This window comes from Idiomarina sp. D18, from assembly GCF_057748155.1.
Window position 1 is genome coordinate 2,297,616 of the sequence record NZ_CM173240.1, and the last position, 25,357, is coordinate 2,322,972.

The 25,357-nt window shown below is 46.1% G+C and carries 20 protein-coding genes; 9 read left to right on the forward strand and 11 right to left on the reverse strand.

What is annotated here, in order from left to right:
- Positions 1-15: 15 nt before the first annotated feature.
- From AC3AP5_RS11090 to AC3AP5_RS11110, 5 genes are read right to left on the reverse strand one after another with little or no spacing between them, the layout of a single operon-like run.
- The gene (locus tag AC3AP5_RS11090; RefSeq protein ID WP_006953956.1) at positions 16-1,908 is read right to left on the reverse strand and encodes a methyl-accepting chemotaxis protein; all 1,893 of its coding nucleotides are present in this window, start codon (positions 1,906-1,908) and stop codon (positions 16-18) included.
- Positions 1,909-1,937: 29 nt separating this feature from the next.
- Complete coding sequence (locus AC3AP5_RS11095; protein WP_272978317.1) at positions 1,938-3,308, reverse strand: TrkH family potassium uptake protein; 1,371 nt, start codon at positions 3,306-3,308, stop codon at positions 1,938-1,940.
- A gap of 1 nt (position 3,309) precedes the next feature.
- Positions 3,310-3,963, reverse strand: a complete 654-nt coding sequence (locus tag AC3AP5_RS11100) for a potassium channel family protein (RefSeq protein ID WP_006953958.1) — start codon at positions 3,961-3,963, stop codon at positions 3,310-3,312.
- Positions 3,963-4,994 carry a GGDEF domain-containing protein gene (locus AC3AP5_RS11105; protein ID WP_272978316.1) on the reverse strand — a complete coding sequence of 344 codons (1,032 nt, stop codon included), beginning with the start codon at positions 4,992-4,994 and terminating at the stop codon, positions 3,963-3,965. Before AC3AP5_RS11105 ends, AC3AP5_RS11100 begins: the two co-directional genes overlap by 1 nt.
- An 18-nt stretch (positions 4,995-5,012) precedes the next feature.
- Positions 5,013-7,694, reverse strand: a complete 2,682-nt coding sequence (locus AC3AP5_RS11110) for a M14 family zinc carboxypeptidase (protein WP_487326714.1) — start codon at positions 7,692-7,694, stop codon at positions 5,013-5,015.
- A 92-nt stretch (positions 7,695-7,786) separates the two neighbouring features.
- Between AC3AP5_RS11110 and AC3AP5_RS11115 the strand changes: the two genes are divergently transcribed.
- From AC3AP5_RS11115 to AC3AP5_RS11135, 5 genes are all read left to right on the forward strand, one after another.
- The gene (locus AC3AP5_RS11115) at positions 7,787-8,269 is read left to right on the forward strand and encodes a magnetosome magnetite crystal formation protein family (protein WP_006953961.1); all 483 of its coding nucleotides are present in this window, start codon (positions 7,787-7,789) and stop codon (positions 8,267-8,269) included.
- Positions 8,270-8,333: 64 nt separating this feature from the next.
- Positions 8,334-8,720, forward strand: a complete 387-nt coding sequence (locus tag AC3AP5_RS11120) for a YbaN family protein (protein ID WP_006953962.1) — start codon at positions 8,334-8,336, stop codon at positions 8,718-8,720.
- 99 nt (positions 8,721-8,819) lie between these two features.
- Positions 8,820-10,175 (forward strand): oxygen-independent coproporphyrinogen III oxidase, encoded by a 1,356-nt coding sequence (hemN, locus tag AC3AP5_RS11125; protein ID WP_487326715.1) that lies wholly within the window; start codon positions 8,820-8,822, stop codon positions 10,173-10,175.
- A 161-nt stretch (positions 10,176-10,336) separates the two neighbouring features.
- A complete protein-coding gene (locus AC3AP5_RS11130) occupies positions 10,337-11,026 on the forward strand; it encodes a helix-turn-helix domain-containing protein (RefSeq protein ID WP_487326716.1) in 690 nt (229 codons plus the stop codon).
- Positions 11,027-11,043: 17 nt separating this feature from the next.
- Positions 11,044-12,216, forward strand: a complete 1,173-nt coding sequence (locus AC3AP5_RS11135) for an acyl-CoA dehydrogenase (protein ID WP_272978313.1) — start codon at positions 11,044-11,046, stop codon at positions 12,214-12,216.
- A gap of 24 nt (positions 12,217-12,240) precedes the next feature.
- Here AC3AP5_RS11135 and AC3AP5_RS11140 read toward each other — a convergent pair whose 3' ends face one another.
- The 5 genes from AC3AP5_RS11140 to AC3AP5_RS11160 form a co-directional block, all read right to left on the reverse strand.
- On the reverse strand, positions 12,241-13,941 hold the full coding sequence (locus tag AC3AP5_RS11140) for a bacteriohemerythrin (protein ID WP_272978312.1): 1,701 nt from the start codon (positions 13,939-13,941) through the stop codon (positions 12,241-12,243).
- A 139-nt stretch (positions 13,942-14,080) separates the two neighbouring features.
- The gene (locus AC3AP5_RS11145; protein WP_487326717.1) at positions 14,081-15,595 is read right to left on the reverse strand and encodes a Ppx/GppA phosphatase family protein; all 1,515 of its coding nucleotides are present in this window, start codon (positions 15,593-15,595) and stop codon (positions 14,081-14,083) included.
- Entirely contained in the window at positions 15,579-17,654 is a 2,076-nt protein-coding gene (gene ppk1, locus AC3AP5_RS11150) for a polyphosphate kinase 1 (protein ID WP_272978310.1), read from the reverse strand. The genes AC3AP5_RS11145 and ppk1 overlap by 17 nt, the downstream gene beginning before the upstream one ends.
- Positions 17,655-17,734: 80 nt before the next feature.
- Positions 17,735-18,433 (reverse strand): OmpW/AlkL family protein, encoded by a 699-nt coding sequence (locus AC3AP5_RS11155; RefSeq protein ID WP_272978309.1) that lies wholly within the window; start codon positions 18,431-18,433, stop codon positions 17,735-17,737.
- An 81-nt stretch (positions 18,434-18,514) separates the two neighbouring features.
- The gene (locus AC3AP5_RS11160; protein WP_272978308.1) at positions 18,515-19,231 is read right to left on the reverse strand and encodes a YebC/PmpR family DNA-binding transcriptional regulator; all 717 of its coding nucleotides are present in this window, start codon (positions 19,229-19,231) and stop codon (positions 18,515-18,517) included.
- Between the two features lie 160 nt (positions 19,232-19,391).
- Between AC3AP5_RS11160 and AC3AP5_RS11165 the strand changes: the two genes are divergently transcribed.
- Entirely contained in the window at positions 19,392-20,201 is an 810-nt protein-coding gene (locus tag AC3AP5_RS11165) for a UDP-2,3-diacylglucosamine diphosphatase (RefSeq protein WP_487326718.1), read from the forward strand.
- Here AC3AP5_RS11165 and AC3AP5_RS11170 read toward each other — a convergent pair.
- Positions 20,198-21,844 carry a GGDEF domain-containing protein gene (locus tag AC3AP5_RS11170; RefSeq protein ID WP_286682479.1) on the reverse strand — a complete coding sequence of 549 codons (1,647 nt, stop codon included), beginning with the start codon at positions 21,842-21,844 and terminating at the stop codon, positions 20,198-20,200. The two genes, AC3AP5_RS11165 and AC3AP5_RS11170, sit on opposite strands and share 4 nt — an antisense overlap.
- A gap of 163 nt (positions 21,845-22,007) precedes the next feature.
- Between AC3AP5_RS11170 and AC3AP5_RS11175 the strand changes: the two genes are divergently transcribed.
- From AC3AP5_RS11175 to sufB, 3 genes are all read left to right on the forward strand, one after another.
- Positions 22,008-23,057: an isopenicillin N synthase family dioxygenase gene (locus AC3AP5_RS11175; RefSeq protein ID WP_286682478.1), complete on the forward strand. Its 1,050-nt coding sequence runs from the start codon at positions 22,008-22,010 to the stop codon at positions 23,055-23,057.
- 16 nt (positions 23,058-23,073) lie between these two features.
- On the forward strand, positions 23,074-23,706 hold the full coding sequence (locus AC3AP5_RS11180; RefSeq protein ID WP_272978304.1) for a peroxiredoxin: 633 nt from the start codon (positions 23,074-23,076) through the stop codon (positions 23,704-23,706).
- Between the two features lie 214 nt (positions 23,707-23,920).
- Positions 23,921-25,357: a Fe-S cluster assembly protein SufB gene (sufB, locus tag AC3AP5_RS11185; protein WP_487326719.1), complete on the forward strand. Its 1,437-nt coding sequence runs from the start codon at positions 23,921-23,923 to the stop codon at positions 25,355-25,357.

Sequence of the window (25,357 nt, forward strand, 5' to 3'; positions counted from 1 at the left end):
CTTCTCCTAAATTAGTTACGACAATTTAAACTTACTGACCAAGGACTCTAAACGATCAAATTCACCTTTCAATGATTGACAAGCCTGATGCGTTTTCTTCAAGTTGTGCTGGCTACGCTCATTCATTTCATTGATATCAGTCACATCACGGTCCAGCGAGCGAATCACTTGGCTTTGCTGCTGTGTCGCAGAAGCAACAGAATGATTCATATCATCAATTTGTGCAATGACTTGATCAATTTCGCTCATGTGGCGTGTAGATTCATCGGCGCTTGCCACACAGGCCTCACTGGTTTCTTGACTATCATTAATGATATCGACCACTTTACGGGTACCCTCTCGGACTTGCGAGATCATCGTTTCAATTTCGCCAGCCGACTGCGACGTGCGCTGAGCTAAGCTACGTACTTCATCAGCAACAACAGCAAAGCCACGCCCTGCTTCTCCCGCACGTGCAGCCTCTATGGCTGCATTCAGTGCAAGCAAATTGGTTTGCTCGGTTATTCCCATGATAACTTCGACAATCTTACCAATATTTTGTGTGTTCTCGTCTAAGCTATGAATGGCATCAACCGACTCTTTCATCCGGCGCGAGAGCGTCGTAATCTGCTGCATATTAAACTTCAAAGCCTCACGTGCCGAAACCGATATTTCTGTTGCTCTCGTTGCTTGCTCTGATGCACTGCCCGCGCTTGTGGATATTTCACTTGAACTGGCGCCTAATTCATTGATTGCAGTCACGACCGTATTGGTGCGCTCGGACTGTTCATCACCGAGTGATACTGAGTCTCTATTTGCTGACACCATTTGCTGAACATTGGTTTCCAGCTGATGGGACGCTTTACGAACATCCATAATCGCGTACTGAATTTTTTCGATAAATTCATTCATGCGAGACGCAACCACACCGAATTCATCGTGACTCGTCACCGAGATACGCTGGGTTAAATCGCCCTCACCTCGTGCCAAGTCAGTTACTGCATAGTTGAGTTGACGTAACGGCTTCAGCAGAACCGATAACAACGCATTAAGAAGTAGGATGACGGCAACAATACCAATCACCAGATAGATCAGCGCTGACCATGCAAACGATTCAACGTCGGCGTACGCTTTCTCACTGTCTATTGCTACAGCAAGGTACCAATCTACGCCATCAATTCCTTCAACAGGCTGAAAAGTGAGCATGAATTCGCGATCGTTAATTTGATAATCAACGAGATCTTTAGTAATTCGCGCATCCTTACCTAAGTATTGCGTAATCGTCTTATCGACATTTTCAGTTACCGGATGACTTAAAATTTTACCCTCTTTATTCACCAAAAAGGCAAATCCCAAGCCCATAAAATCGGTGTTATTAACAATCCCGGATACAGTATCGAGCATCATATCGCCACCCGCTACCCCCACTAAACGCCCGTTCTCTTTCATTGGAACAACGGCAGAAATAGTCAGTTCGTTGGTGGTTACATCAATATAAGGTTGTGTATAAGTCGGCTGCTGTTGCTTAACCGCTAATTGATACCAAGGTCGTTGTCGCGCGTCATAATCATCTGGTAAGTCAATTGTTGTGTCATCAAGAATAAACTGACCGTCCGTCAGACCATAGTAAACATTTTTGAAATCGCCCGATCGCTTTGCTTGTTGGACTTTACGTAACGCTGCTTGCGTATCATCAGAAGCGTCATAAGACTGCGCTGACGCTTGAATTATCCGCATGCGGTCATTCAGCCACTGAGCAATATTGTTTGATACCGAGTCGGACATTGCATTTATCTGGGTACGCAGGTCCTCGCGTATCTGGTCTGACATCTGCCAAAAGTTTGTAGCCGTAAAAATACCGAGTACCAACACCAGTATTGCCGATGCAGCAATAATAACTTTTTGAGTAAACTTCAATGATTTCAACATGTTTTACTATCTCTCAACACCACTTCACGCTAACCGACCTGAATTGTGGTTTGTGGATAACGAATTCTTCTTTTATTTGGGGTTGTTAAAAAATAAACTAAAGTCAATGGTCCAACGCGTCCCGCAAACATCAAAAGCATAATAATGCATTGACTCAGCGGGGTTAGCTGATCAGTGACTCCTCTGGACAACCCAACGGTTGCAGAAGCCGATAAAACTTCAAACGCTATATCTATAAACGGCAGATTGTTCAGAATCATTAGCACAAATATACCAATAAATAGCATTGCGATGGTTACCATCGTCACCGCGAGCGCTTTCATCACCGCTTCTTGAGAGAGCGAACGTTCCATCAATGTGACATGCTCTCTACGGCGAATAAAGGTGTAGGTAGCGAGCATTAAAATAATGAAGGTGCCTAATTTTATGCCGCCCGCAGTACTCATGGAGCCACCACCAATAAACATCAGCAAAAGCATATATACAGCGCTTGCATCAGTTAATGCACCAATATCCACACTATTAAAACCCGCGGTCCGTGGGGTCACGGCTTGAAACCAAGCAGCCGTCCACTGCCCAACGTTTGATAACCCCCCCAAGGTCTGGGGGTTATTATGCTCAAGCCCATAAATCACGAACATTGATACGAGGTTAATAACGAGCGTGGTAATCAGGATACTTTTTGTGTATACCGAAAAATTGCGCCAGCGTCTTCCTTCATACATGTTGGTAATGACCGAAAACCCGAGTCCGCCGACAATAAACAAGCATGAGATAATGAGGTTAATAGGCACATTGCTCGCATAAGGAATCAAGCTATCGGGTGAGAGCCCAAAACCCGCATTATTAAAGGCAGAGATCGCGTAGAAGAGACCATGCCCAAAGGCTTTCAAAAGTGGCATTTCAGGCCACCATAACAACGTCAAAGCAATAGCCGCTACCAACTCACAAATCACAGCGAGTATTAATACGGCTTTTGCCGTTTTAACGATATTCATAAGACTGGTTTGATTCATCGCTTCCTTGGCGAGCAAACGCTGCTGAATTGATATTTTTCCGCCGAGCGACGACACCGCCAGAATCGCAAAAGTCATAAAGCCAATGCCGCCTAATTGAATTAAGACTGCGATAACACTGGTACCGAAGAGCGTAAAATCGCCCCCCGTATCTGCTACAACCAAGCCTGTTACCGTTACCGCCGACGTTGCCGTAAACACCGCTTGTAACCAAGTAATAGGGACAACCGTAGCAAAGGGTAATTTGAGCGCAAGTGTGCCTAAGAGAATCAATACAGCAAAGCCCGAAGCAAGCACCACGGGCGGGCTTGCTTTAAGCGCTTTGCTTTGGGTTCGCGCAGAAGTTTTATATAAAAAGGCGAGTGACGGCTTCCACAACTTCATATTATTTCAACTTCGGAGCCATTGATTTGAGCGCTTTTAAGCTACCCGCAATGACCATTGTCTCATTTCCCTGTAACTCACTCGTGAAGTCAGGACTTGCATGCACTTCATCACGACGTTTAAGTAGTAGGACATGAAAATTATCAACATCATCAGGTAGAATATCGTTGATTGTTTTACCCTCTAAGTTTTCGCTCACTGCGATCTCAACACAAAACCAGTTGTGACCCAGCGACATGTATTCGTTAACCATTGGATAGTTTAGCGATTGCGCGACACGAATACCCATTTCCTCTTCCGGGTGGACGATTCTTGAAACACCGAGCTTAGAAAGTATTTGGTGATGTTCTTTTGAGGTCGCTTTGGCCCAAATTGTCTCAACGCCGATGCTTTTCAAATGCAGGACGGTCAGCAAACTAGCTTGCAGATCTTCACCAATAGCAACCAATACCGTGTCACAGCTTTCCAGGTTTAATTCGCGCAACGCTTGTTCATCGGTGACATCGGCGATAGCGGCATGTGTTAATTGATCAGCCAACGCATCGACACGTTTCTCATCCGAATCAACACCGATGACTTCATGTCCTAAGTTAAGTAATTCTAAAGAGGTCCGTGCACCAAAACGCCCTAAACCGACCACACCAAACTGCGCCATTACGTTATCTCCTGCACCGTATTACGGACTTGGTTTCGTCCCATGTCTTTTGCATGATAAAGCAACTTATCAGCACGCTCTAGCCATGCCAGCCAATTCTCTTCACTCTCAAGTTCACTGACCCCAATCGATATCGTCATATTGACGGGGTCTTCTTTCAACTCAAAGTGATTTGCTGAAAATGTCGCACGCAACTTTTCCGCTGCTCGGGTGGCGCCCTCAAGATCGGTATCTGGCATTAATATAACAAACTCCTCACCACCCACTCTGAATACTTTATCAGACGCCCTAAAACTTGATTTAATCAGCTGCGCTGCCTGGATTAGTAGCCTATCTCCATCAAAGTGACCGTATTTATCATTCACCTCTTTGAAATAGTCAATATCACATAGTGCCGCTGAAATAGGTCGACCATGCCGCTTTTTTAGCGCCACGAGATGTTCAAGATCAGTTTGTAATTGCTTACGGTTATAGACTCCCGTTAAAGTATCCGTCACCGCCAACTCGGTAAAGTGACGTTGCATACGAGTCAATAATCTAACCAAGGTTAAAGTGAGGATCATCAGCACCAACAGAGAGACTAAAGCCCGCCAAGCAACATCAGGTTCTATGGTATAAATGCTGACAGCGGTCAACAGTGTGACGAATACCACGGTCACTACAATAGCTAATTTCCACGCAAGCAAAAAAGCAATCGAAGCCATCACCGGATACGCCCACAGTAGACCGTGGATACCATTAACGAGTGTCGAGTACATCACTGCGGCGCACAATAACGTAATAAAAATAATGTGGCGCCCACGGCGCTTACTCATTTTCTTTACACGCAATGCAGTAAAAGCTGTGTAACACAAGAAAGCACATAGCCATGCCAGCATGAGCCACTTACCCTCAAGTGCCTGAATAACCGTCAGTGGTAAAGTGACTAAGAACGCACCCCAATATATCCGATGGGCAACCTTCCCAGTAAATTGACTAACAACGTCCTCAGCTGAATCACTCGGCGTTTCACTGACCTTGTTTAAATCCATGCTAAAACATGTCCTCTATTAGTGCGTTTTTGCAGGCGCTAAAAACAAACTATTTGTCAAAATAGGTATCCAACCATCCATGTAAGCACGGTAAGTCGGTGATTGCGCATAGGCTATGAGCATTCCATCGCCCATGGGTTCAACCATTAACTGTGGCTTAAATGGAATCTGTCGCTTTATTCCCGGCCACAATAAACCGCTTGCAAGCACATCCTCTTGTTGGGCAAACCACGCTAAATTGCGTCCATCGTCGATACTCAAAGGAGCGAAGACCTGATCCCCAGTGAACGTTGCCACGAGATCGCGCTGAACGCCAGCGGTTAGCCAGTGATTCTGGTCAACCTTGACTCGCACCAACGCACCGGGAACATAATCAGGGCGTTTATCGGACGCCTTCACTACTTCCTTCAGTTGGCTTTCTGATTCAATCAGCTGCGCTGTCTGCAAAGTCTCCTCTTCATTCATTGCTGGGGTAGCTGAGTCAGCCGCATACTCCATGTGGGTCGATAGTAAGTTCGCCTCTACCGCCCAGCCTGTGGCGCTCCCCAAGGTAATGAGAACACCTCCGTGCTCAACCCAACGACGTAATTTCTCCACACTAGCGGTTGAGAAGTAGCTTGAATAACTCGCTTGACTCTCCGGCATGACCAATACATCGATCCCGGTCAGATCAGACTGAACCAGTTGCGTTGTACGAATCGCCATCACGGGATAGCCGATTTGTCGCTCAATGACAAAGCGCGTGTGACCCGCGCTTAATGAAGAAACAGGCTCATCCCACGCCATAGCGATAGTTGGCGCTGCCAATGATTGCACATTCTCGGAGCCAAAATTGGGTCCTTTAACAATCCAGCTGCTATCGACTCCTACGATATCGACACCTGTCTCTCGAGCTAAACGCGTTAGCACCGACGGGAGATCGCTCCGCTGATTATCAGCGCGAGTTACAATCACACTGCCGGCAGCAAAAGTGCCTGCTTTTTCATGCGTAAATGACAATTCACTTTGTTTTAGGTTCACGCCTGCGCGGAGCGCTGAGGCGATAAATCGACTACTATTCGTATCTCCTGACCGCACCAAAAAGGCAACACGAGCCTCTAGATTATGGACAGTGCCCGGCTTAATCGGCTCAATTCTTTCCTGAGCTGTTGGCACGCGTACGACCTCATCGCAAGCGCTGATATTGACGTTAAACATCAACGGCAACGACCAACCGGTGACATCATATATTTGATCAGCTAATAAGTTCGCCTTGCGCTGCTGTTGCTGCTCGATAAAATCGCCCGCCATATTAATCTGTTCGTCTAGCAAAACCCGAATGAGGCGGTAATTCGGCTGTGCCATATCGATAAAGTAGCTTCCCTCTGGGTATTGATTACCACAGGCATCAATGGCGTTAGAGTTACGCGTGACCTCGATACCGTGCTCTTGCAATAACGACGCTAATCGCTGTTGTCCGGCAACGTTTTTGGAGTCTGCAATAATTAACGTACGTTGCTCACTTTCGCGCCCTTCATTCACGGCACTGACTCGATAGTCACGATATCTTCTTAACAATGCTTCACGACGCTCGCTAGCAGTTTGAATAGTAGCTAAGCTGCTTGTGAAATGGCGTTCAACACCGTCTAAATAAGTCAACGTAGTTCCGTCTTTGCGCGCGAACGTATGTCCTCGCGCTGATGCCATTTCGTAGGTCATCGCTACTGAACCGGAGTATAGCGGCCAACTCGCACCATACCCCGGATAAAAGGCATCAAAAATTTCTCGCGTGTAATAATCGTAGCCAGCGTTATCAAACCAGTTCGCATTATTTCTTCCCACCCAATGTAAAATCTCGCGTTGCGACTCGGTAATGTAGGGGTTGTAAGGTCGCGCCTCGGGCGTAAAGTAGTAGCTTGAGTCACCCCCCATCTCATGCAAGTCGACAAAAAGTAGCGGTGGAAACTCTTTAAGCGCTGCAACTTGCCCTTTTATTTCTGGTTGCGTCAACGCAATCCAATCACGGTTGAGATCAAATAAGTAGTGGTTTGAGCGTCCTTGCGGCCAAGGTTCATTGTGTTCTGCGCTCCGTCGATCGGCATCATGAGTAAGCCCAACGGTGGCATAATAGCGACTCACAAAACGCGCTCTGCCGTCTGGGTTTTGTAGCGGATCGATAAATACCACAGTATTCTCTAACCAATTTTTTGTTTCGTCTGATGTATCGGCTAAAAGATGATACAGCGTCATCATTGCGGCCTCAGGAGACGATATCTCGTTTCCATGTACGCCGTAAGATAACCAAACACTACTTGGGAGCTTATTCATTAACTGTTCTGCTTCACGAGCAGAGGTTTTGCGCGGATCACCGAACGCTGCCATTCGCTGGGAGTATTTATCTAACTGTGCAATATGGTGAGGTGCCGATACAGCAACGAAGTACAATGGACGATCTTCCCATGACCGGCCATATTCTATTAATCGCACACGCTCGCTATAGCGCTCGCTTAGAGTTTGGAAATACTTATAAATAGCGTCAGGTGACGAAATTCTTGCGCCCATTTCGTAACCCAATGTGTCCTTGACAGTAGGCACAGACTGTTGATACTGATTGAACACTGGTTTTGCATTCAAAAACGCCGGCGTAGCGAATGAGCAGGCCCAAATTAGCGCGCATATTAAGGGTCGTTTAGGACGTGATAAGCGAATCAGTTTAAGCATTTTCCGTACCTTTTTTAAGCAATAAGCTTACCGACTTTTTTACGTATTGGATAGATATTTAATATCTCGTTTTCCAATCAGATGGACAAATTATGGATTATGAAAAATTAAGAGTGCTCAATCAGTTAAAAGACGAAGGTTCTATTTCAGAGGAAGAGTATCAGCGGCAACGTGAGAAGCTGAGTCGTGAGAGCGAACTCTCTTCCAAATCTGAATTCGATGATCTGCGAAAATTAACTGAAGATGAAAAAACCTACGCATTTTTTATGCACCTGTCTCAGTTCGCTACTTTTATTCTTCCACTAATCGGATTACTAGCCCCCATGATTATGTGGATAATGAAACGAGAAGATCCTTATATCGATGCTCACGGTAAGGTCATTTTCAACTGGCTGCTAAGTATTACTATATATACCAGCGTACTTTTAGTGCTTGCAGTGTTCACGTTAGGACTCACTTTTATTCCCATCGTCATTCTTGGGTTGCTTTCAATCATATTCGTCATTCTTGGCGCTAAAAATGCTAAAGAAGGCATTATCAAAGACTACCCATTGGCCATTCGTTTCATGAAGTAGCGCTACTGGTCTTAGTAGCCCCTTTTGCGTAAACTCGGGCTACCGTAAAAATAGAGCGTTTACCATGAAGTGGATGTACATCACAGTCTGGCGTTGTATTGCTATTTTATTTGTCTTGTTGGGCATCATCGGCCTTGCGTTGCCGGTCATGCCCACGGTGCCATTCCTTATTGTCGCTTTATGGGCCGCCAGTAAAGGCTGGCCACAACTGGAAACTTGGCTGTTAAACCATCCTAAATACGGCCCTGATCTGATTGCCTGGCGCGAACATCGACAAATACGGCGTCGCAATAAGATTATTGCCATCCTTATGATGGCAAGTGGATATCTTATTTCTTGGTTTATACCGTTACCCATGTGGCTGCGCATTACTGTGGGAAGTATCTTACTTGTTGTTGCTGTATGGCTCGCGTGCCTTGATGAATATAAAGAGTCTAAAGAGCATGTTTGAACGTTTTTAAACCACCCTTGATGCAAATCAAGGGTGAGTCTAAACCCACCACACTTAACTGCTAAACTGCCATCGTATTGATAGAACGAGAGGTGCAGTATGCAACACTGGGAATGGAACTGGTTAAAAAAGTACAATATTAACGGACCGAGATATACGTCTTATCCAACCGCGTTAAGCTTTCATGAGTCCGTTAATACGGCGACTTGTCAAAACGTCGTTGCCGAGTATCAAAAGCCGATCTCGCTCTATATCCACCTACCGTTTTGCGCTTCACTTTGTTATTACTGTGGTTGTAATAAAGTGATTACTCGGCATCAATATAAAGCAGACGAATACCTTGATGCGCTTGGCACTGAGTTAGAATTATATCGCAGTGTGCTCGCTAAAAAGGATATCGCCAGTGTGCACTTGGGAGGCGGCACGCCAACCTTTTTGAACACGCCACAACTAAGACGTTTAATGGCGTTAATTAAAGACGTCAGTTCAAATCAAGCAATAGATGAACTGAGTATCGAAGTCGATCCACGCCAATGTGATAATGATAAGCTCAGTGTCTTAAGGGCGCTAGGTTTTAACCGCTTAAGCTTCGGCATTCAAGATTTCGATAATGATGTTCAAGTCGCTATCCATCGTACGCAGTCTTATAAGCTTGTTGCTGACCAAGTCAATCATGCTCGCTCACTCGGATTTGAGTCGATTAGCTTTGACCTAATCTATGGACTGCCTCTGCAAACAGAAGCCCGTTTCGCACATACACTGGCTTTAGTTGAACGCCTAAGTCCCGACCGCATATCGCTATTTAACTATGCTCACTTACCCGAGCGATTCGCAGCACAGCGCAAAATAAAAGAGAGCTGGCTACCCAAGGCAGCGCAAAAGTTAGGTTTATTCAAACAGGCCATCGAACACCTGACAGGACTGGATTATCAATTCATCGGTATGGACCATTTTGCAAAACCCAACGACAAACTGGCGATTGCGCAGCGAGAGGGAAAACTCACACGTAACTTCCAAGGGTATGTCACTAAGGATCAGAGTGCAGTACTTGGGCTCGGTGTATCTTCTATTTCTCATATTGATGGGCATTACTGGCAAAATGAAAAAGATTTAAAAAGCTACTATAATGCGCTTATCAAAAATAAGTTGCCCATCGTTAAAGGTTATCACTCGACCACTGAAGATAAAATTCGTGGTGATCTGATAAAACAATTACTGTGTGAATTTGAAGTCAATCTTCAACAATTTTCGACTCGGTGGTCTTTAAATAGCTTTTCTCAACACTTTCACGACGAGCTTCAGCGCCTACAGCCATTTATTGATGACGGGCTAGTCAAGCTATCCGAAGAGCATTTAGTTATCACGAACCCAGGCAAATTACTTGTACGCACAATTGCTAGCTGCTTCGATGAGTATTTAAATATTCATCAAATGCGTTATTCTCGTGTAATATAATGATAGCGGATAATTTATAACCAACTTGATATAGATCAAGTTTTGCAAAGCAGGCTTTTGCTACGCTCTGCATCACGATTAATACTGATCTATATCAACACCAATAGGTGTTAAGGGGACGTCAGATGTGCCGCATGAATCACCGTCGAAGCGAGTTAGGTATGAGAAACCCAATCCAATGTAACCAATGCAGTATGCAATCTATATGCGTGCCTGCAGGTCTTGTCTCGAGCGAGATCGATAAATTGGATAAAAGCAGCCGTGAGCCTCACGTATATAGCAAGCGTGATATGGTATACAGCCCTGACCAACCGCTTAACTCACTATTTGCGGTAAAGAGTGGTTCCGTGAAATGCTACACCATCGACAGCGAAGGTAAGCAACAAATCACCAGTTTCCATTTAACCGGCGATATCATTGGCATGGAGTCTATTTCTAATGGTGCCGCGGTGACCTACTGCGAAGCGATGGAAACCTCGATGTTGTGCGAAATAAAGCTTAACCGTTTATTCGCACAAAACTTCACCGGTGTTGATAAAAATCTGTTGAGACTCCTCAGTCATCGCATTGGTCAACGTAACACGCATTATCTAAACGTGGTCAATACAACAGCTGAACAGCGGGTTGCTTCATTTCTAATGGGTCTTTCAGACCACCTTTATGAACATGGCTTCTCCCGTCATGAGTTTAAACTTCCCATGACACGTACTGACATTGCGAACTACCTTGGTTTAGCAGTAGAAACTGTGAGCCGCGTATTTTCCTCGTTAAAACAAAAGGATATCATCGACACCAAACAGTCGATTCTATTTATCCAAGCGCCAGCTGAACTTAAACAAATGGCGAACTAAAACTTAAGAGAGGTATCATGCCACAACCTGCGTTTGATTGGTCAGATCCACTGAACTTACGCCATCAACTGACTGAAGAAGAGCTGTTAATACAGAAAACAGCTCATCAATATGCGCAGGCGAGGCTGATGCCTCGCGTTCAATCTGCATTTCGCGAAGAACGCTTTGATCGTGAGATCATGCAAGAACTCGGTCAGTTAGGCTTGCTCGGTGCGACCATTCCAGAAGCATACGGTGGTGCCGGTGTAAATCACGTCAGTTATGGCTTAATTGCTCGGGAAATCGAACGCGTCGATAGTGGTTACCGCAGTGCGATGAGCGTTCAATCCTCGCTCGTCATGCATCCTATTTACGCCTTCGGGAACGAACAACAACGTAAAAAATACCTCCCTAAACTGGCAACCGGCGAATGGATCGGAAGCTTTGGTTTGACGGAGCCTGACGCGGGCTCTGATCCTGCGAGTATGCGAACTAAGGCGATAAAAACCGAGGCGGGTTATCGCATAACGGGTTCAAAAATGTGGATTACTAATTCACCTATCGCTGATGTGTTTGTTATCTGGGCTAAACTCGAAAACGATATTGTCGGCTTCATTTTAGAACGAGGCATGAAAGGCTTATCTACACCGGAAATCGAGGGTAAGTTTTCATTACGCGCATCGATTACCGGTGAAATTGTAATGGATGAGGTTGAAGTCAGCGAAGAACAACGACTTCCTAATGTGCGCGGGCTGAAGGGACCGTTCAGCTGTCTCAATAAAGCACGATACGGTATCGCTTGGGGAGCCATGGGTGCTGCCGAATTTTGTTGGCATGCAGCGCGTCAATACACCTTGGACCGTGAGCAGTTTGGACGTCCGTTGGCAGCAAACCAACTTATCCAAAAAAAGTTAGCCGATATGCAAACGGAGATAAGCTTGGGCTTGCTTGCAGCGCTTCAGGCGGGTCGTCAACTCGATTTAGACGCACTTAACCCAACGGCTATTTCGCTTATTAAACGCAATAACTGTGGCAAAGCGCTGGATATCGCTCGTCAAGCGCGTGATATGCATGGCGGGAACGGTATTTCCGATGAGTATCATGTGATACGTCACGTTATGAATCTCGAATCGGTTAATACCTACGAGGGAACCCACGATGTGCATGCACTGATCTTAGGTCGCAGTCAAACGGGTATCAGCGCTTTTTAACCACGTAGATAGATTGACGAGGGGTTAATGAACCCCTCGATCATTCAGGTGGGCTTGATAGGCTTTATCACTGTGCTGAATGTGCTGCAATAGCCAACGCTTCACAAATTCGAGCAACTCACCGACCACTTGGTCGCCCCGCTCGATACGGTTACGAAAATCAACGACTTGCTGCACCAACTGCTGATGCTTGTGTTTATGTGCATCCAGGTCGGGGTAGTCGTGGCGCTCCATCAACAGTTCTTCGTAACTAAAATGAGTCGCAGTGTAGTTAATCAACGAGCTCAACAGCCGTTCGACCGCCTGACGGTCGCCACCTCGCTGCTGTATTCGGTACAACTCATTAGCAATGTAAATCAATCGCTGGTGCTGACGATTAATCTCCTCAATGCCTACGTCAAATTGCGACGACCATTCAATTAGCTTTTCCTGCTGCGCCAGACGTGATTCGATTATTTGCGCGTCGACTGAATAGCGGTCGCCTAATGATTGTATCTCACCGCCGAGCGTTGTTAACTGCGCAGCGCTTTCAAGCGCATGTTGAGAGTAGCTGTCGACCTCTTTCGCTGCATCGGTTGCAGTAGTAATCGCTTCTTTGATCGTCGCCGTCGTCATTGCCTGCTGCTCAGTCGCAGAAGCAACTTGAGTATTAAGGTCAGTAATCTGATGAGTGAAAGTGACTATCGTATCGAGTGCAGCTTCCGCCTCTTCAGCTGATAACTTAGCTCGCTCTGCTTGTTGCGCATTATTGTTGAGACTGCTCACCGCTTGCTGAGTATTTTGCTCCAAACGCTCCACCACACTTTGGATCTCGCCAGTTGATGTTTGTACTCGATGAGCAAGCTTACGCACTTCATCAGCGACTACCGCAAAACCACGTCCTGTCTCCCCTGCTCGCGCTGCTTCGATAGCGGCGTTAAGAGCCAGTAAATTGGTTTGCTCAGCAATGTCATTGATAGTGGTTAAGATCGTGCCGATGGCTTTGCTATCCTCAGAGAGACTCTTGATAACCGATTGAGAATGAAGAATATCTTCGCTTAACGTAATGTTGTGTTGCGCTAACTGTTGAACACGTTCACGTCCTCCGCTAGCAGCATTAAGGCTCTCATGTGCACTGGTTGCTGCACGCTGTGTCGACTCTGATACCTCATTAATAGCAGCCGTCATTTGTTCTGCCGCTGCCGACACCTGATACATCGTGTCTGCCTGTTGCTTCGTTTTTTCTGCCAGCGCCTTGTTTGCATCGTAATTGGCCGTCCCGAGACGGTTTAAACCATCACTTGCAGTCCGGATCGCGTGTACGGAATAGCTTGTCTCAACAGAAATCGTGTTGAGTCGCTCGGTGAGTCGTGCTAGCTCGTCGCTCCCCTTGAGCTGGGCAGTATTATTAAGATCGCCGTTTGCCAGGGCATTTGAAATTCGATTCGCTTCAGCCAGAGAGCGCTTGATACCAGTATACATTGCTGTAAAGACAACCAACTGCACCAAGACCATCCCGGCCAGCATAACCGCGTTCCAAAGAATTACCTGCTTTGGGTCGCTGATATCCATTGCCTGTCCACTGATCGCCGCTTGTTGACGCTGATAAGAGTCCCACATCATGAGCAGGCTCAGCACGATCACGGGTAGAAATAACAATATTCCGGTAATGATAAACTTATTTCTAAAACGCAGACTGTTAAAAAACAATTGAATTGGTTTAGTGACTGAGACAAGTACCTGCACAAGTCCTCCGCAAATTGACTCAAATAGCTGCCCGAACGGCAGTATTTCAAAAGGCACGTTATCCAATTTGCGTCGGAAATGATTTGATCCCGATCAAAAGTTAACCAAAGATTTGATCTGAGCCCGTGGCTTGCGTTAGTTAAGCGATGACCAGTTGGTACCCTAAAACACTCAGGTGCTTGTTTTCGCGAGCAATGTCGGCCTCTAAAATAGCACTTTTTGCCAATGGCCCTTGTAGGGTAAGAATCAGTTTTGCTCCCTTCAACGAGACCGAACATAACGCCTCGTGAGTTTGCCGACTCGCATTAAGCAATACAGCTAAGCGTATCACCACTATCATGCGCGCCACCGTAAAATGCTCGAACTGAGCAAAATCGGTCAACTCTTCAGCGATGATTTTTTTACGATAATAACGACACAACATCGCCAACACACGCTGTTCATCAGAGCTAAATCCAGGCATATAGGCATTCGCTAGAATATAACCTGAATGCTTTTGAATGCCGCTTGAGCTAATGTTCATACCTACTTCATGTAGGCTACACGCACCGGCCAATAATAATCGGATATCGGGTGTATTAAGTTGCCATGTATTGCCTACGCCTTCCAGTATTAGCTCTGCCGAGGAAAGGACCCGCTTGGCTTGTGCTTCATCGACTTGATAACGAACCGCCATGCTTTGAATCGTCTTATACCGTATATCTTTGTGAAATACAGCCTGTTCAGCAAGTTCAAATAGCACACCCTCGCGCAAGGCTGCATCAACAGAACTGAGCTCATCAATACCGATCTCTTCACAGACAGCGATAAGCACTGCTAACCCGCCGACTATCGAGGGGATACGCTGCTGTTCAACATCACTCGAGTTAATCTCCGATATATGCCTTAAAGTTAAAAGCCTATCGCGTAATTGATGCAATGCTTTGAGCGTAATCGTGAGATCACCGTCTGTGCTACCGTGAATCCACTTAGCCAGCGCTTTGATCGTTCCTGAGGTACCTAATACCTGTTCGGCTCGTGCTTTCTTAAGCTGTTTACTAAACGGCTCAAGCTCCTGCTTCACACTCAATACGGCTTTATTAAAACGCTTGGGAGTGACTTTTCCTTTTGCAAAAAAGCGCTCAGAAACCACTAAACTACCAAAACTTTTTGATAATAATAATTCTGGTTCCTCAGCGTGGCCCACGGCAAATTCAGTACTACCACCGCCAATGTCGATAATCAGTCGTACACCACGAAACGGAACTGCTTGTGCCACACCCAAGTATATGAGTCGCGCCTCCTCTCGACCCGAAATGACCTCAATTGGAAACGGCAGTAACTGGCGAGCCGCCTGGATAAACTCCTTGCGATTATTGGCTTCTCGCAACGTATGAGTCGCCACGACACGGACGCGTTCAGGCGCAAAATCTCGTAAATGCATAGCAAATTGGGATAACGCATCTAAGCCTCGATCAAAGGCCTCAACACTAATCCCCTTATTGACTAACCCTTCCGCCAACGATACTCGCTGCTTAAATTTATGTATGGGTTGAATTTGCCCCTCAATGACTCGACCAATGATCAAGTGAAAGCTATTGGAGCCTAAATCAAGCGCCGCCAAGTGTTCTCGACTGTCAGACGTTAGCCGCTGCGTGTCATTTGTTTGAGTCATAGGCTCTGCTTTTAAAGTAGTCATGTATTTTTAACTGTGACCTCAAGCGCTTGCGACGAGGGATTTTGCCACGCTCAGACACTGGAGTGACATACTCATTCACTTGTTCCGCATCGATGCGGCGTGCTTTGATGTTATCGCGCCACTGCATGTCCATAATCGTCAGTATATCTTGTTGTGCCGTGTGATCGTATATAGGACATGCGACCTCAACACGATGATCGACATTACGTGTCATCAAATCAGCCGACGAAATAAAGACCTTTGTATCACCATCGTTACCAAAGATATAGACACGCGCATGCTCTAAAAACCGATCAATAATACTAATGATTTCGATATTTTCGCTGAGCTTAGGCACATTCGGTCGCAGCGTACACATTCCGCGCACAATACACCGAATTTTTACGCCTGCGCGACTCGCTCGGTAGAGTTGTACGATCAGCGCATTATCAACTAGGTTGTTCAGCTTTAGAAAGATTTCCGCGGGCTTGCCATTCTTTGCGTGGTTAATTTCCCGCTCAATAAGTTCGTTAATTCGGGTGCGCAGATTATTCGGTGCCACCAACAACTGGTGCCAAGGGTAAAAACGATAGGGTTGCTCGAGATAATTAAACACATTCTCAATGTCTGAGCAGATCTCAGGATGACAAGTAAACAAGCTAAAGTCGGTATAGAGTTTTGCTGTTTTTTCATGAAAGTTCCCCGTTCCAATAACACCATAACGACGAATAGCATGATCCTCTTGCCGATGTATCAATAATAACTTCGAGTGCACTTTGAGCCCTTGCAGACCAAAAATCACTTTCACACCCGATTCAGTCAGTTCCTTCGCCCATTCTATATTAGCCTCCTCGTCAAACCGCGCTTGCAGCTCGACCATCACAGTGACTTTCTTTCCATTTTGCACAGCCTCCATGAGCGAATGAATAATCCTAGAATTAGGCGCAACACGGTAAATACACATGTGAATTTTTAATACATGAGGGTCATAACAGGCCTGGCGAATTACCTCAGTAAAATGTGCAAACCGGTGATACGGGTAGTAGAGTAAAATGTCATTACGCTTAATCGCATCAAATACATTGTCAGCCTGCTCAAAACGCGGGTGCTTCAGTGCGGGAATCGGTGGGTGCTCGAGCTTTTTGCCACCTAAGTTTTCAAAACTTAGAAAGTCTTTCGTATTACGATAGCGCCCGCCCGCAACCATGGCATCGTACTGATTGAGATGCAGTTTCTTACTCAACAGGTTCAACATATGAATTGGCATTGCACGATCATAGACAAGCCTGACCGGGTCCGCTTTTTCGCGCTGTTTTAAGCCTTCTTCCATACGTTCAAGTAAACTCTGCTCAATATCATCAGAGGGGCGGTACTCTGCATCACGGGTCATTTTGAAAGAAAAGGCAATGATAGACTGAAACGGCACGATGCCTTTAAATAAACTGGCCAAATTGAGTAAAACAACATCATCTAAAAATAGTACTTTACGCAACTTACTATCACGCTTTTTAGGCAAAATAACAAAACGCGATAACTCATGAGAGGGGATCTGCACCGCAGCATACTTACGTTGCCCAGATTGCTGCAATTGCGCCAGTAAATAAGTTTTGTCTTCGTTTATGACTTTAACTAAATCAGTCGTGTCGTTGATAAGGATGGGAACAATTTGTGGCTTTATTTTGTTATCAAAATATTCCCGTAAGCCTGCCTTTTCGTCTTCTGTAACCTGCTCACCAGAGGCCCAAATAATATTTTCAGCCCGCAACGCTTTTATCACTTTACGGTGAATCAGCTCGAACTGTTCCTGTAACTGCACTACCTTTTGTTGGATAAGATGCAGTAGACGTTCGCTGTCTTTACGCTGTGCATCGGTTTGAGCAAAGAAAATTCGTCGACGCACGTCGGCGACACGGACCTGAAAAAACTCGTCCATGTTAGAGGAAAATATACCAAGGAATCTTACCCGTTCGATAACGGGCACTTCCTCGTCATTGGCTTCTTGAAGCACGCGCTCGTTAAACGAAAGCCAACTCAACTCTTTAAAATAGAACTTCATACAAAAACGCCTGGCCGCTTATCTATTTAATATACAGAATAGCGCGACCAAGCGATTACAGTATGACAGTAAAATGACAACTAGAAGGTATAACGTAGAGCAATCATCGCTACATAAGGGTCAATTGCTACATCCGTCTGCTCAATTGTACTACCATTTAAACGAACCGACGCTGTGGTATCAATATCGATATGGCTTACCATTAACTGCGCGCCCCATTGTTCTGATAGCTTCCAGTTGACACCCGCTTGTATTGCGGCTCCCCAAGAGTTCGACAACGCCAAATCTACGGAGTCGTCAGCGCCCGCTACACCGAGTGTTTGTAACGTTTGGGTTAGCTCGCTCGATGCCTGGTCATCGAAAAACGTGGTGTAGTTAACACCTACGCCAACAAAGGGCTCAAGTCCTTGTACGCCAGTATCCCAATGGTATTGCACGAATAAGGTCGGCGGTAAATGTTTGGTCTTACCAATCGATAAGCCACTCAACGTACCCGAACCGTAGATGTCGTGCGCGAATGGCGTCGCTGCTACCAATTCAAGACCCCAACCATTTTCCCACTGATAGTCAAAAGTCAGACCGAGCTGGGTGTTAGTGTTTACGGCGACACCGGTTGAATTAGCAGGTAGTCCTGCCACTTGCTCTACGGTGTTTAATGAGCTGCTGCTATCATCAGGAATCACTGAAATAGCGCCCACATTAATTGAAAAGTCTTGCGCTTGAGCGAAAGATGCGGCGAAAAGTGTTGCAAGTGCAACGGCGGAAGTTAAACGCTTCATGGGTCACTCCTACTTTTAGATGACCCATGAAGCATAACGAGTTTGAGATCAGCGAGGCTTGACCTGTATCAACAGAGCCTTTTATACCTCAGCATTGTGATAGATGTTTTGCACATCATCACAATCGTTAAGCATATCCATCAAACGCTCAAACATCGGCATGTCATCTTCCGCAATTTCGGTCGTGACATGAGGAACAAATTGAATTTCGTCCGTGTCAAAGTCAATATCGGCGAAAGCAGCGGTTAATGCTTGGCGCGTAGCTGCATATTCGGTATGGGGAGCAAATACAGTAACAACACCGTCATCAAACTCCACGTCGCCCACATCCACATCGGCTTCCATCAATGCCTCTAGCACGTCATCTTCGTTGTCATGTTTGAACGCAAAAATCGCACAATGTTCGAACGAGTGCATGACACTGCCCTGCTCACCAATCTTACATTTGCTTTTCGTGAAGCAGTTGCGCACCTCACCAAACGTGCGGTTTGGGTTATCCGTAAGACACTCGACGATAACCATACAGTTACTGGGTCCATAACCCTCGTAACGAGCCGGTGAAAAGTCTTCACCCGCACCGCCCTGAGCTTTATCAAGCGCTTTATCAATTACGTGAGACGGCACTTGCTCTTTTTTAGCCCGGTCAATCAAGCTCCGTAATGCCAAGTTCGCATCAGGGTCGGGCCCACTTTGTTTTGCACAGACATAAATTTCGCGACCAAAGCGACTGTAAACACGGCTTTTTGCGGTCGCTGTTTTTGCAATGGATTCTTTTCGGTTTTGATAGGCGCGGCCCATAATAGTCTCTCTTACCTTACAAATCAGTTCATAAAACGCACCAGATTTTACACAGCCAGGGCTGAACGGTCTATTTTATTCACAGATTTGTCATGCGCTATTAAACGGGCTGTCATCTTTACGGGCTATTTTTTCAGCGTTCATCATCGGGAGGCTGAACATGAGCAAACACAAGCTATCGGTTAATACGCTGTTTCTTTCTGATATTCACCTCGGTTCATCCACCAGTCATTGTGAACTGCTACTTGAGTTTTTAAAGCATATTCGCTTTAAAAAATTAGTATTGGTGGGCGATGTCATTGATTTATGGGCGATCCGTAGCAAAGGCCAAGGGCTGGATGAGTCGCATATTAAAGTGATCCGCAAACTGCTCAAGCAGGCGCAAGAAGGCGTACAGGTAATTTATATTACAGGCAATCACGATGGTGGCTTACGCCAGCTACTCGACGACTACCCCTTTGATAAGGGGATCGTCAATATCCAGTTGACCAACACCTATGATTATCACGCGTTAAATGGTCGCCGTTATATCGTAATGCACGGGGATCAATTTGATAATCAAGTAAGAGGACACCGCTTGCTCAATTGGGTTGGCGATAACATCTATGAAGGGTTGCTTAAAATTAACCGTTGCTTTAATCGTTGGCGCTCTCGAAAGGGTTATGTCTATTGGAGCCTAGCCAAAGCGGTAAAGTCGCGTTCTTCGCAAGCATTAAAATATGTTCACCGTTACCAACATGCTGCGACCGCCTACGCAGAGCGTAAAGGTTACGATGGCGTGATATGCGGACATATTCATGTGCCTGCTGAGCGTCATTTTAATAACACGCACTACTTAAATACCGGTGATTGGCAAGACTCCTGCAGCGCTATCATTGAACACGAAAATGGCGATTGGGAACTATTAGATGTGCCTTCATGGCTCAACAGCCAAGCGAGCATCAAACAACTCAAACCTCGCGTAGCTTAGCTCACCACACAATTACGTCCGCGACTTTTCGCGGCATACAGTGCCTTGTCAGCGTGACGTAGTACTTCATTATGCGTCGCGCCGTTGCGATGGATGGCAACGCCAAACGACGCTGTCACTTGAATTTCATGACCCTCAGATCGAATCACTAACGTCTCTAAGGCGGCGCGGAATCGCTCAGCGGTACGGGTTGCTTGTTGCAGCGTCTGATTGGGTAACAAAAGCGAAAACTCTTCACCGCCAGTACGCGCAAAGATATCGCTTTCTCGTACCAGTCGACCGAGTGTCTGCACCAAATCAATTAATACGCGATCACCCGCTTCGTGTCCAAAATTATCATTAATGCGCTTAAAATGATCGATATCAAACGTGACTATCGCCAAAGATTCTTGATAGCGCTCACTTCGATACACTAGTGTTTCTAAAGCCTCGGTAAAGAAACGTCGATTGTAAGCCCCCGTTAACGGGTCACGTTCAGCTTGTTCTTTCAGTTTCAACTCGAGTTCTTTTTCCTCGGTAATATCCCTGAGTGTACCCAACACCATTTCACCGTCAGCTTCCATTTCCACGATCTGCCTCACCCATAGATAATGCCCATCGGTGTGTTGGATGCGATGCTGAATATCAACCGTGTGACCCGGCTTTAATTCACGTTCGGCTTTTATAATTTGATCGAGGTCATCGGGGTGGGTTCTGTCTCGAAAAAAGTGAAAGTCGCCACTGTCTGGCTTTTCGCGCCAACCTAAGATGGTATAGATCATATCTGACCAATAGATTGTTTTTTCTTTAAGGTTGGCTTCCCAGTGGCCGAGTTTGGTTAACGCTTGCGCTTGTTTTAAATTCCGCCGACTGCGTTCGAGCTCGAGTTCCATCATTTTACGCTCAGAGATATCGACAATCATGCCGTACCAGCTAATCGAGTCGTTCGTTTTATAAACCGGTCGAGCTTGCCCGAATACCCAGCGCTCTTTACCATCCACGACCACGCGATATTCACAGATCCAATCAGTCATATTGGCACGCGATTCTGCGATAGTTTCTGTGATGTGAGGCATATCATCCGGGTGAAGGGTTTCAAAAACCGCCGATGCATCCTCAATGACGTGCTCCGGTTCGACACCGTAAATTTCTTTAATGCCTGCGCTCGCGTATGGGAATCGTGTGCGACCATCTTTAAACTGCTGAAACTCATAGACGACACCTGGAATTAACGAAGCAATCGTCGAAAAGCGATGACGCAACTCGACCAGATGGGTAATTTCAATATGACTTCCAATGACCCATTCAGGTTTGCCGTCGTCGGTCCACGTCTCACATCGTCCCGAATCGCGTACCCACACCCAATGTCCGTCTTTGTGACGCATACGCGCTTCACATTCATAAAACGGTGATCGACCCGCAAAATGATCCTGTAAGCGCTGATTCGATAGCACCAAATCTTCGGGGTGTGAATGTTGCAGCCAACTATCAATGGTCGGCGCTAGCTCATCTAGTTGATAGCCAATGATTTCAGCCCAGCGTTTGTTAAAACGACACTCGCCGGTTTGTACGTTCCATTCCCATGTGCCTGCTTGAGTCGCCTCAATCATCGATAAAAGCTTTTTTACATACAATGATTCAGGCGGAGTTAAGGATGTAAACATCAGAACGCAGGTTCCTTTTGCTCAATGGTTTTTGATTCAATATTCAGCAAAACAGAATATAGCAGTGAATATAGCGTTTCAATCTAATATAGAAACATTCGTTCGTTTATAAAGTATACCGTGCGTCATATATTGAGCGTCATTAAATTTAAGGGAGGCGCTTATGAATGCACCGACATTACCCGTCATCTCAATGACTGCGCTTGAATCTGAGTCAGGATTAGCTGAACTTCGTCGCGCTGCCAGTGATGTAGGCTTCTTTTATTTAGTTGATCACGGTATCAGTCACGAGAGTCAGCAAGACTATTTGCGGCTAAGCCGTGAGTTTTTTCAACTCTCTGCACAACAAAAACAGTCAGTCGATATGATTCACTCACCACACTTTCGTGGCTATAACGCGATGGGTAGTGAGATGACTGCAGGTCGACTCGATGCGCGTGAGCAGTTTGACTGGATGAACGAAGAACAGGCAATTCCTGACTCAGCATTGTCGCAACCTTGGCAAAAGCTGATTGGGCCTAATCTATGGCCAACCAGTATGCCGGCGTTAAAGCCGTCGTTAACGAAGCTACAAGATCAGTTGAGCGACATCACCGTTAATCTATTACAAAGATTATGTGCGTCGTTAGGTGTTGAAGCGCATGCCCTCGATCACACAATAGGTAAGCAACCTTATACCCACGCCAAATTGATTCGCTACCCTGGTCAAAATAGGCCACAGCAAGGAGTCGGAGCGCACAAGGATCCAGGTTACTTAACGTTGGTCATGCAAGATGAGCAAAGCGGGCTTAAGGTTGAACGCAACGGTCAATGGATAGCTGTGGAGCCTATTCCCGGCGCTTTTGTTGTCAATATTGGTGAACTGCTAGAACTTGCATCAAATGGCTTTTTAAAGGCAACTAATCACAAAGTTGAAAGTCCAAAGCAAGGTGTCGAACGCTATTCGATCGCTTTTTTTATGGCGGCTCAGCTCTCTGCGACAGTGCCTGTGCTCGCGTTACCTGAGGAGCTCAAGGCTCGTGCATTAGGGCCAACTACCGATCCCGATAATCCGTTACTAACCGATGTCGGTAATAATGTACTCAAAGGTCGTTTACGTTCACACACACATGTGACACGTCGGTATTACTGTCAGCAACAAGCACGGACATTGTTGGCAAGAAGTTTTGCATACATGCCGATCACCGATATTTGTAATGAATGCAGTATTTAATGTAAGGAGAACAGCAATGGGTTTACGAATTGGCGATACAGCACCAAACTTTGAAATTGAAACCACTCAAGGCAAAATCGACTTCCATGATTGGGCAAAAGGCTCTTGGGTCTTCTTTTTTAGCCATCCAGCCGATTATACCCCCGTGTGTACCACCGAGATGGGCCGAACAGCTCAGCTAGCGCCTGAATTTGAAAAGCGTAATGTGAAGCCACTGGGCTTATCCACGGATACAGTCGACGCACACAAAGGCTGGATTAATGACGTCAACGACACTCAAAACACATTACTTGAGTTCCCGATCGTTGCCGACCAAGAGCGCAAAGTAGCTGAACTCTACGATATGATCCACCCGGGTGAAAGCCAAACGGCAACGGTACGTTCAGTATTTATTATCGATCCCGACCAGAAAATTCGTTTAACCATGACTTACCCGATGACAGTCGGTCGTAACTTTGCAGAAATTCTACGTGTGATCGACGCACTACAAACTACGGATTCACAAGAAGTGGCTTGTCCCGCTGATTGGGTGCCGGGCGATCGTGTGATAATCCGCCCGACGGTATCGGAAGAAGATGCACAGAAGAAGTTCCCGCAAGGCTATGAAACATTGCGTCCATATCTACGCTTAACGGATATCAACAAGTAACTTAAACGAACCTGTTTAATTGAGCCGGCACTTTCGCCGGCTTTTTTGTTTCCTCTCTTGCCACAATCGATCCTTTCATGATCATCCACCGATCCCAGCAAAGACTTGTGCATTAAAAAAGCATATAATACGCGCCCGAAGGGCGGTTTAAAGTTGAGTGTTTTACTCGGGTATTTTATAATGAAAGTATCTTAAGTTCAGCAAGGTGGTAAGCATGAGCGAACAAATTGATCAGGCACTCGCACGTAAATATGATGCGGGTTTTGTCTCAGAAATCGAATCAGAAACCTTTCCCAAGGGGTTAGATGAGGATGTCATCCGCCGCCTGTCGGCCATTAAAGGTGAACCTGAGTGGATGCTTGAATGGCGATTAAAAGCCTACCGAACTTGGCTCAAACTAACTGAGCCCGAGTGGGCGCACGTCGATTATCCAAAGATCGACTATCAAGATATTTCCTATTACTCTGCGCCTAAGTCGATGAAAGACAAGCCGAAGTCACTGGATGAGGTTGACCCTGAGCTATTACGCACCTATGAAAAACTCGGGATTCCTTTGCATGAGCAAGAAATGCTTGCGGGCGTGGCCGTTGATGCTGTGTTTGATTCTGTTTCCGTGGTCACCACCTTCCGCGAGAAACTCGAGGAAGCCGGTGTTATCTTCTGCCCAATTTCTGAAGCACTGCACAAGTACCCCGACTTGGTAAAAAAATATCTTGGCACGGTAGTGCCGCGCGGCGATAACTACTTCGCTGCACTCAACAGCGCTGTATTTACTGATGGTTCTTTCGTGTACATCCCGAAAGGCGTTCGTTGCCCTATGGAGCTCTCAACGTATTTCCGCATCAACGAGCAAAATACAGGTCAATTTGAGCGTACATTAATCGTTGCCGAAGAAGGCAGTTATGTAAGCTACCTCGAAGGTTGCACGGCACCGCAACGTGACGAGAATCAGTTGCACGCTGCGGTAGTAGAGCTCGTCGCCTTAGACGATGCAGAAATCAAATATTCAACGGTACAAAACTGGTATCCAGGCGATGAAAACGGTAAAGGCGGCATCTACAACTTCGTTACCAAGCGTGGTCTGTGCGAGAAAAACGCCAAGATCTCTTGGACGCAAGTTGAAACAGGTTCTGCTGTGACGTGGAAGTATCCAAGCTGTATTCTTAAAGGTGATAACAGTGTCGGTGAATTCTATTCAGTGGCGCTCACCCGCGGTAAACAACAAGCCGATACCGGCACTAAGATGATTCACTTGGGTAAAAACACCAAATCGACCATCATCTCTAAGGGTATTTCAGCGGGCTACAGTGATAATGCCTATCGTGGTTTGGTACGGATGGGGCCAGGTGCCGAAGGCGCGCGTAACTTCACTGAGTGTGACTCGCTACTCATTGGCGATAAGTGCGGCGCGCATACATTCCCGTATATCGAAAGCAGCAATCCGAGTGCGATTGTTGAACACGAAGCAACAACATCTAAGGTCAGCGATGACCAGCTCTTTTTATGTCAGCAACGAGGCCTTGACCCTGAGAAAGCAGTCTCAATGATTGTGAATGGCTTCTGTAAAGAAGTATTCCGCGAGCTTCCTATGGAGTTCGCCGTGGAAGCCGGTAAGTTGCTTGAAATCAGTCTTGAAGGTTCAGTGGGGTAA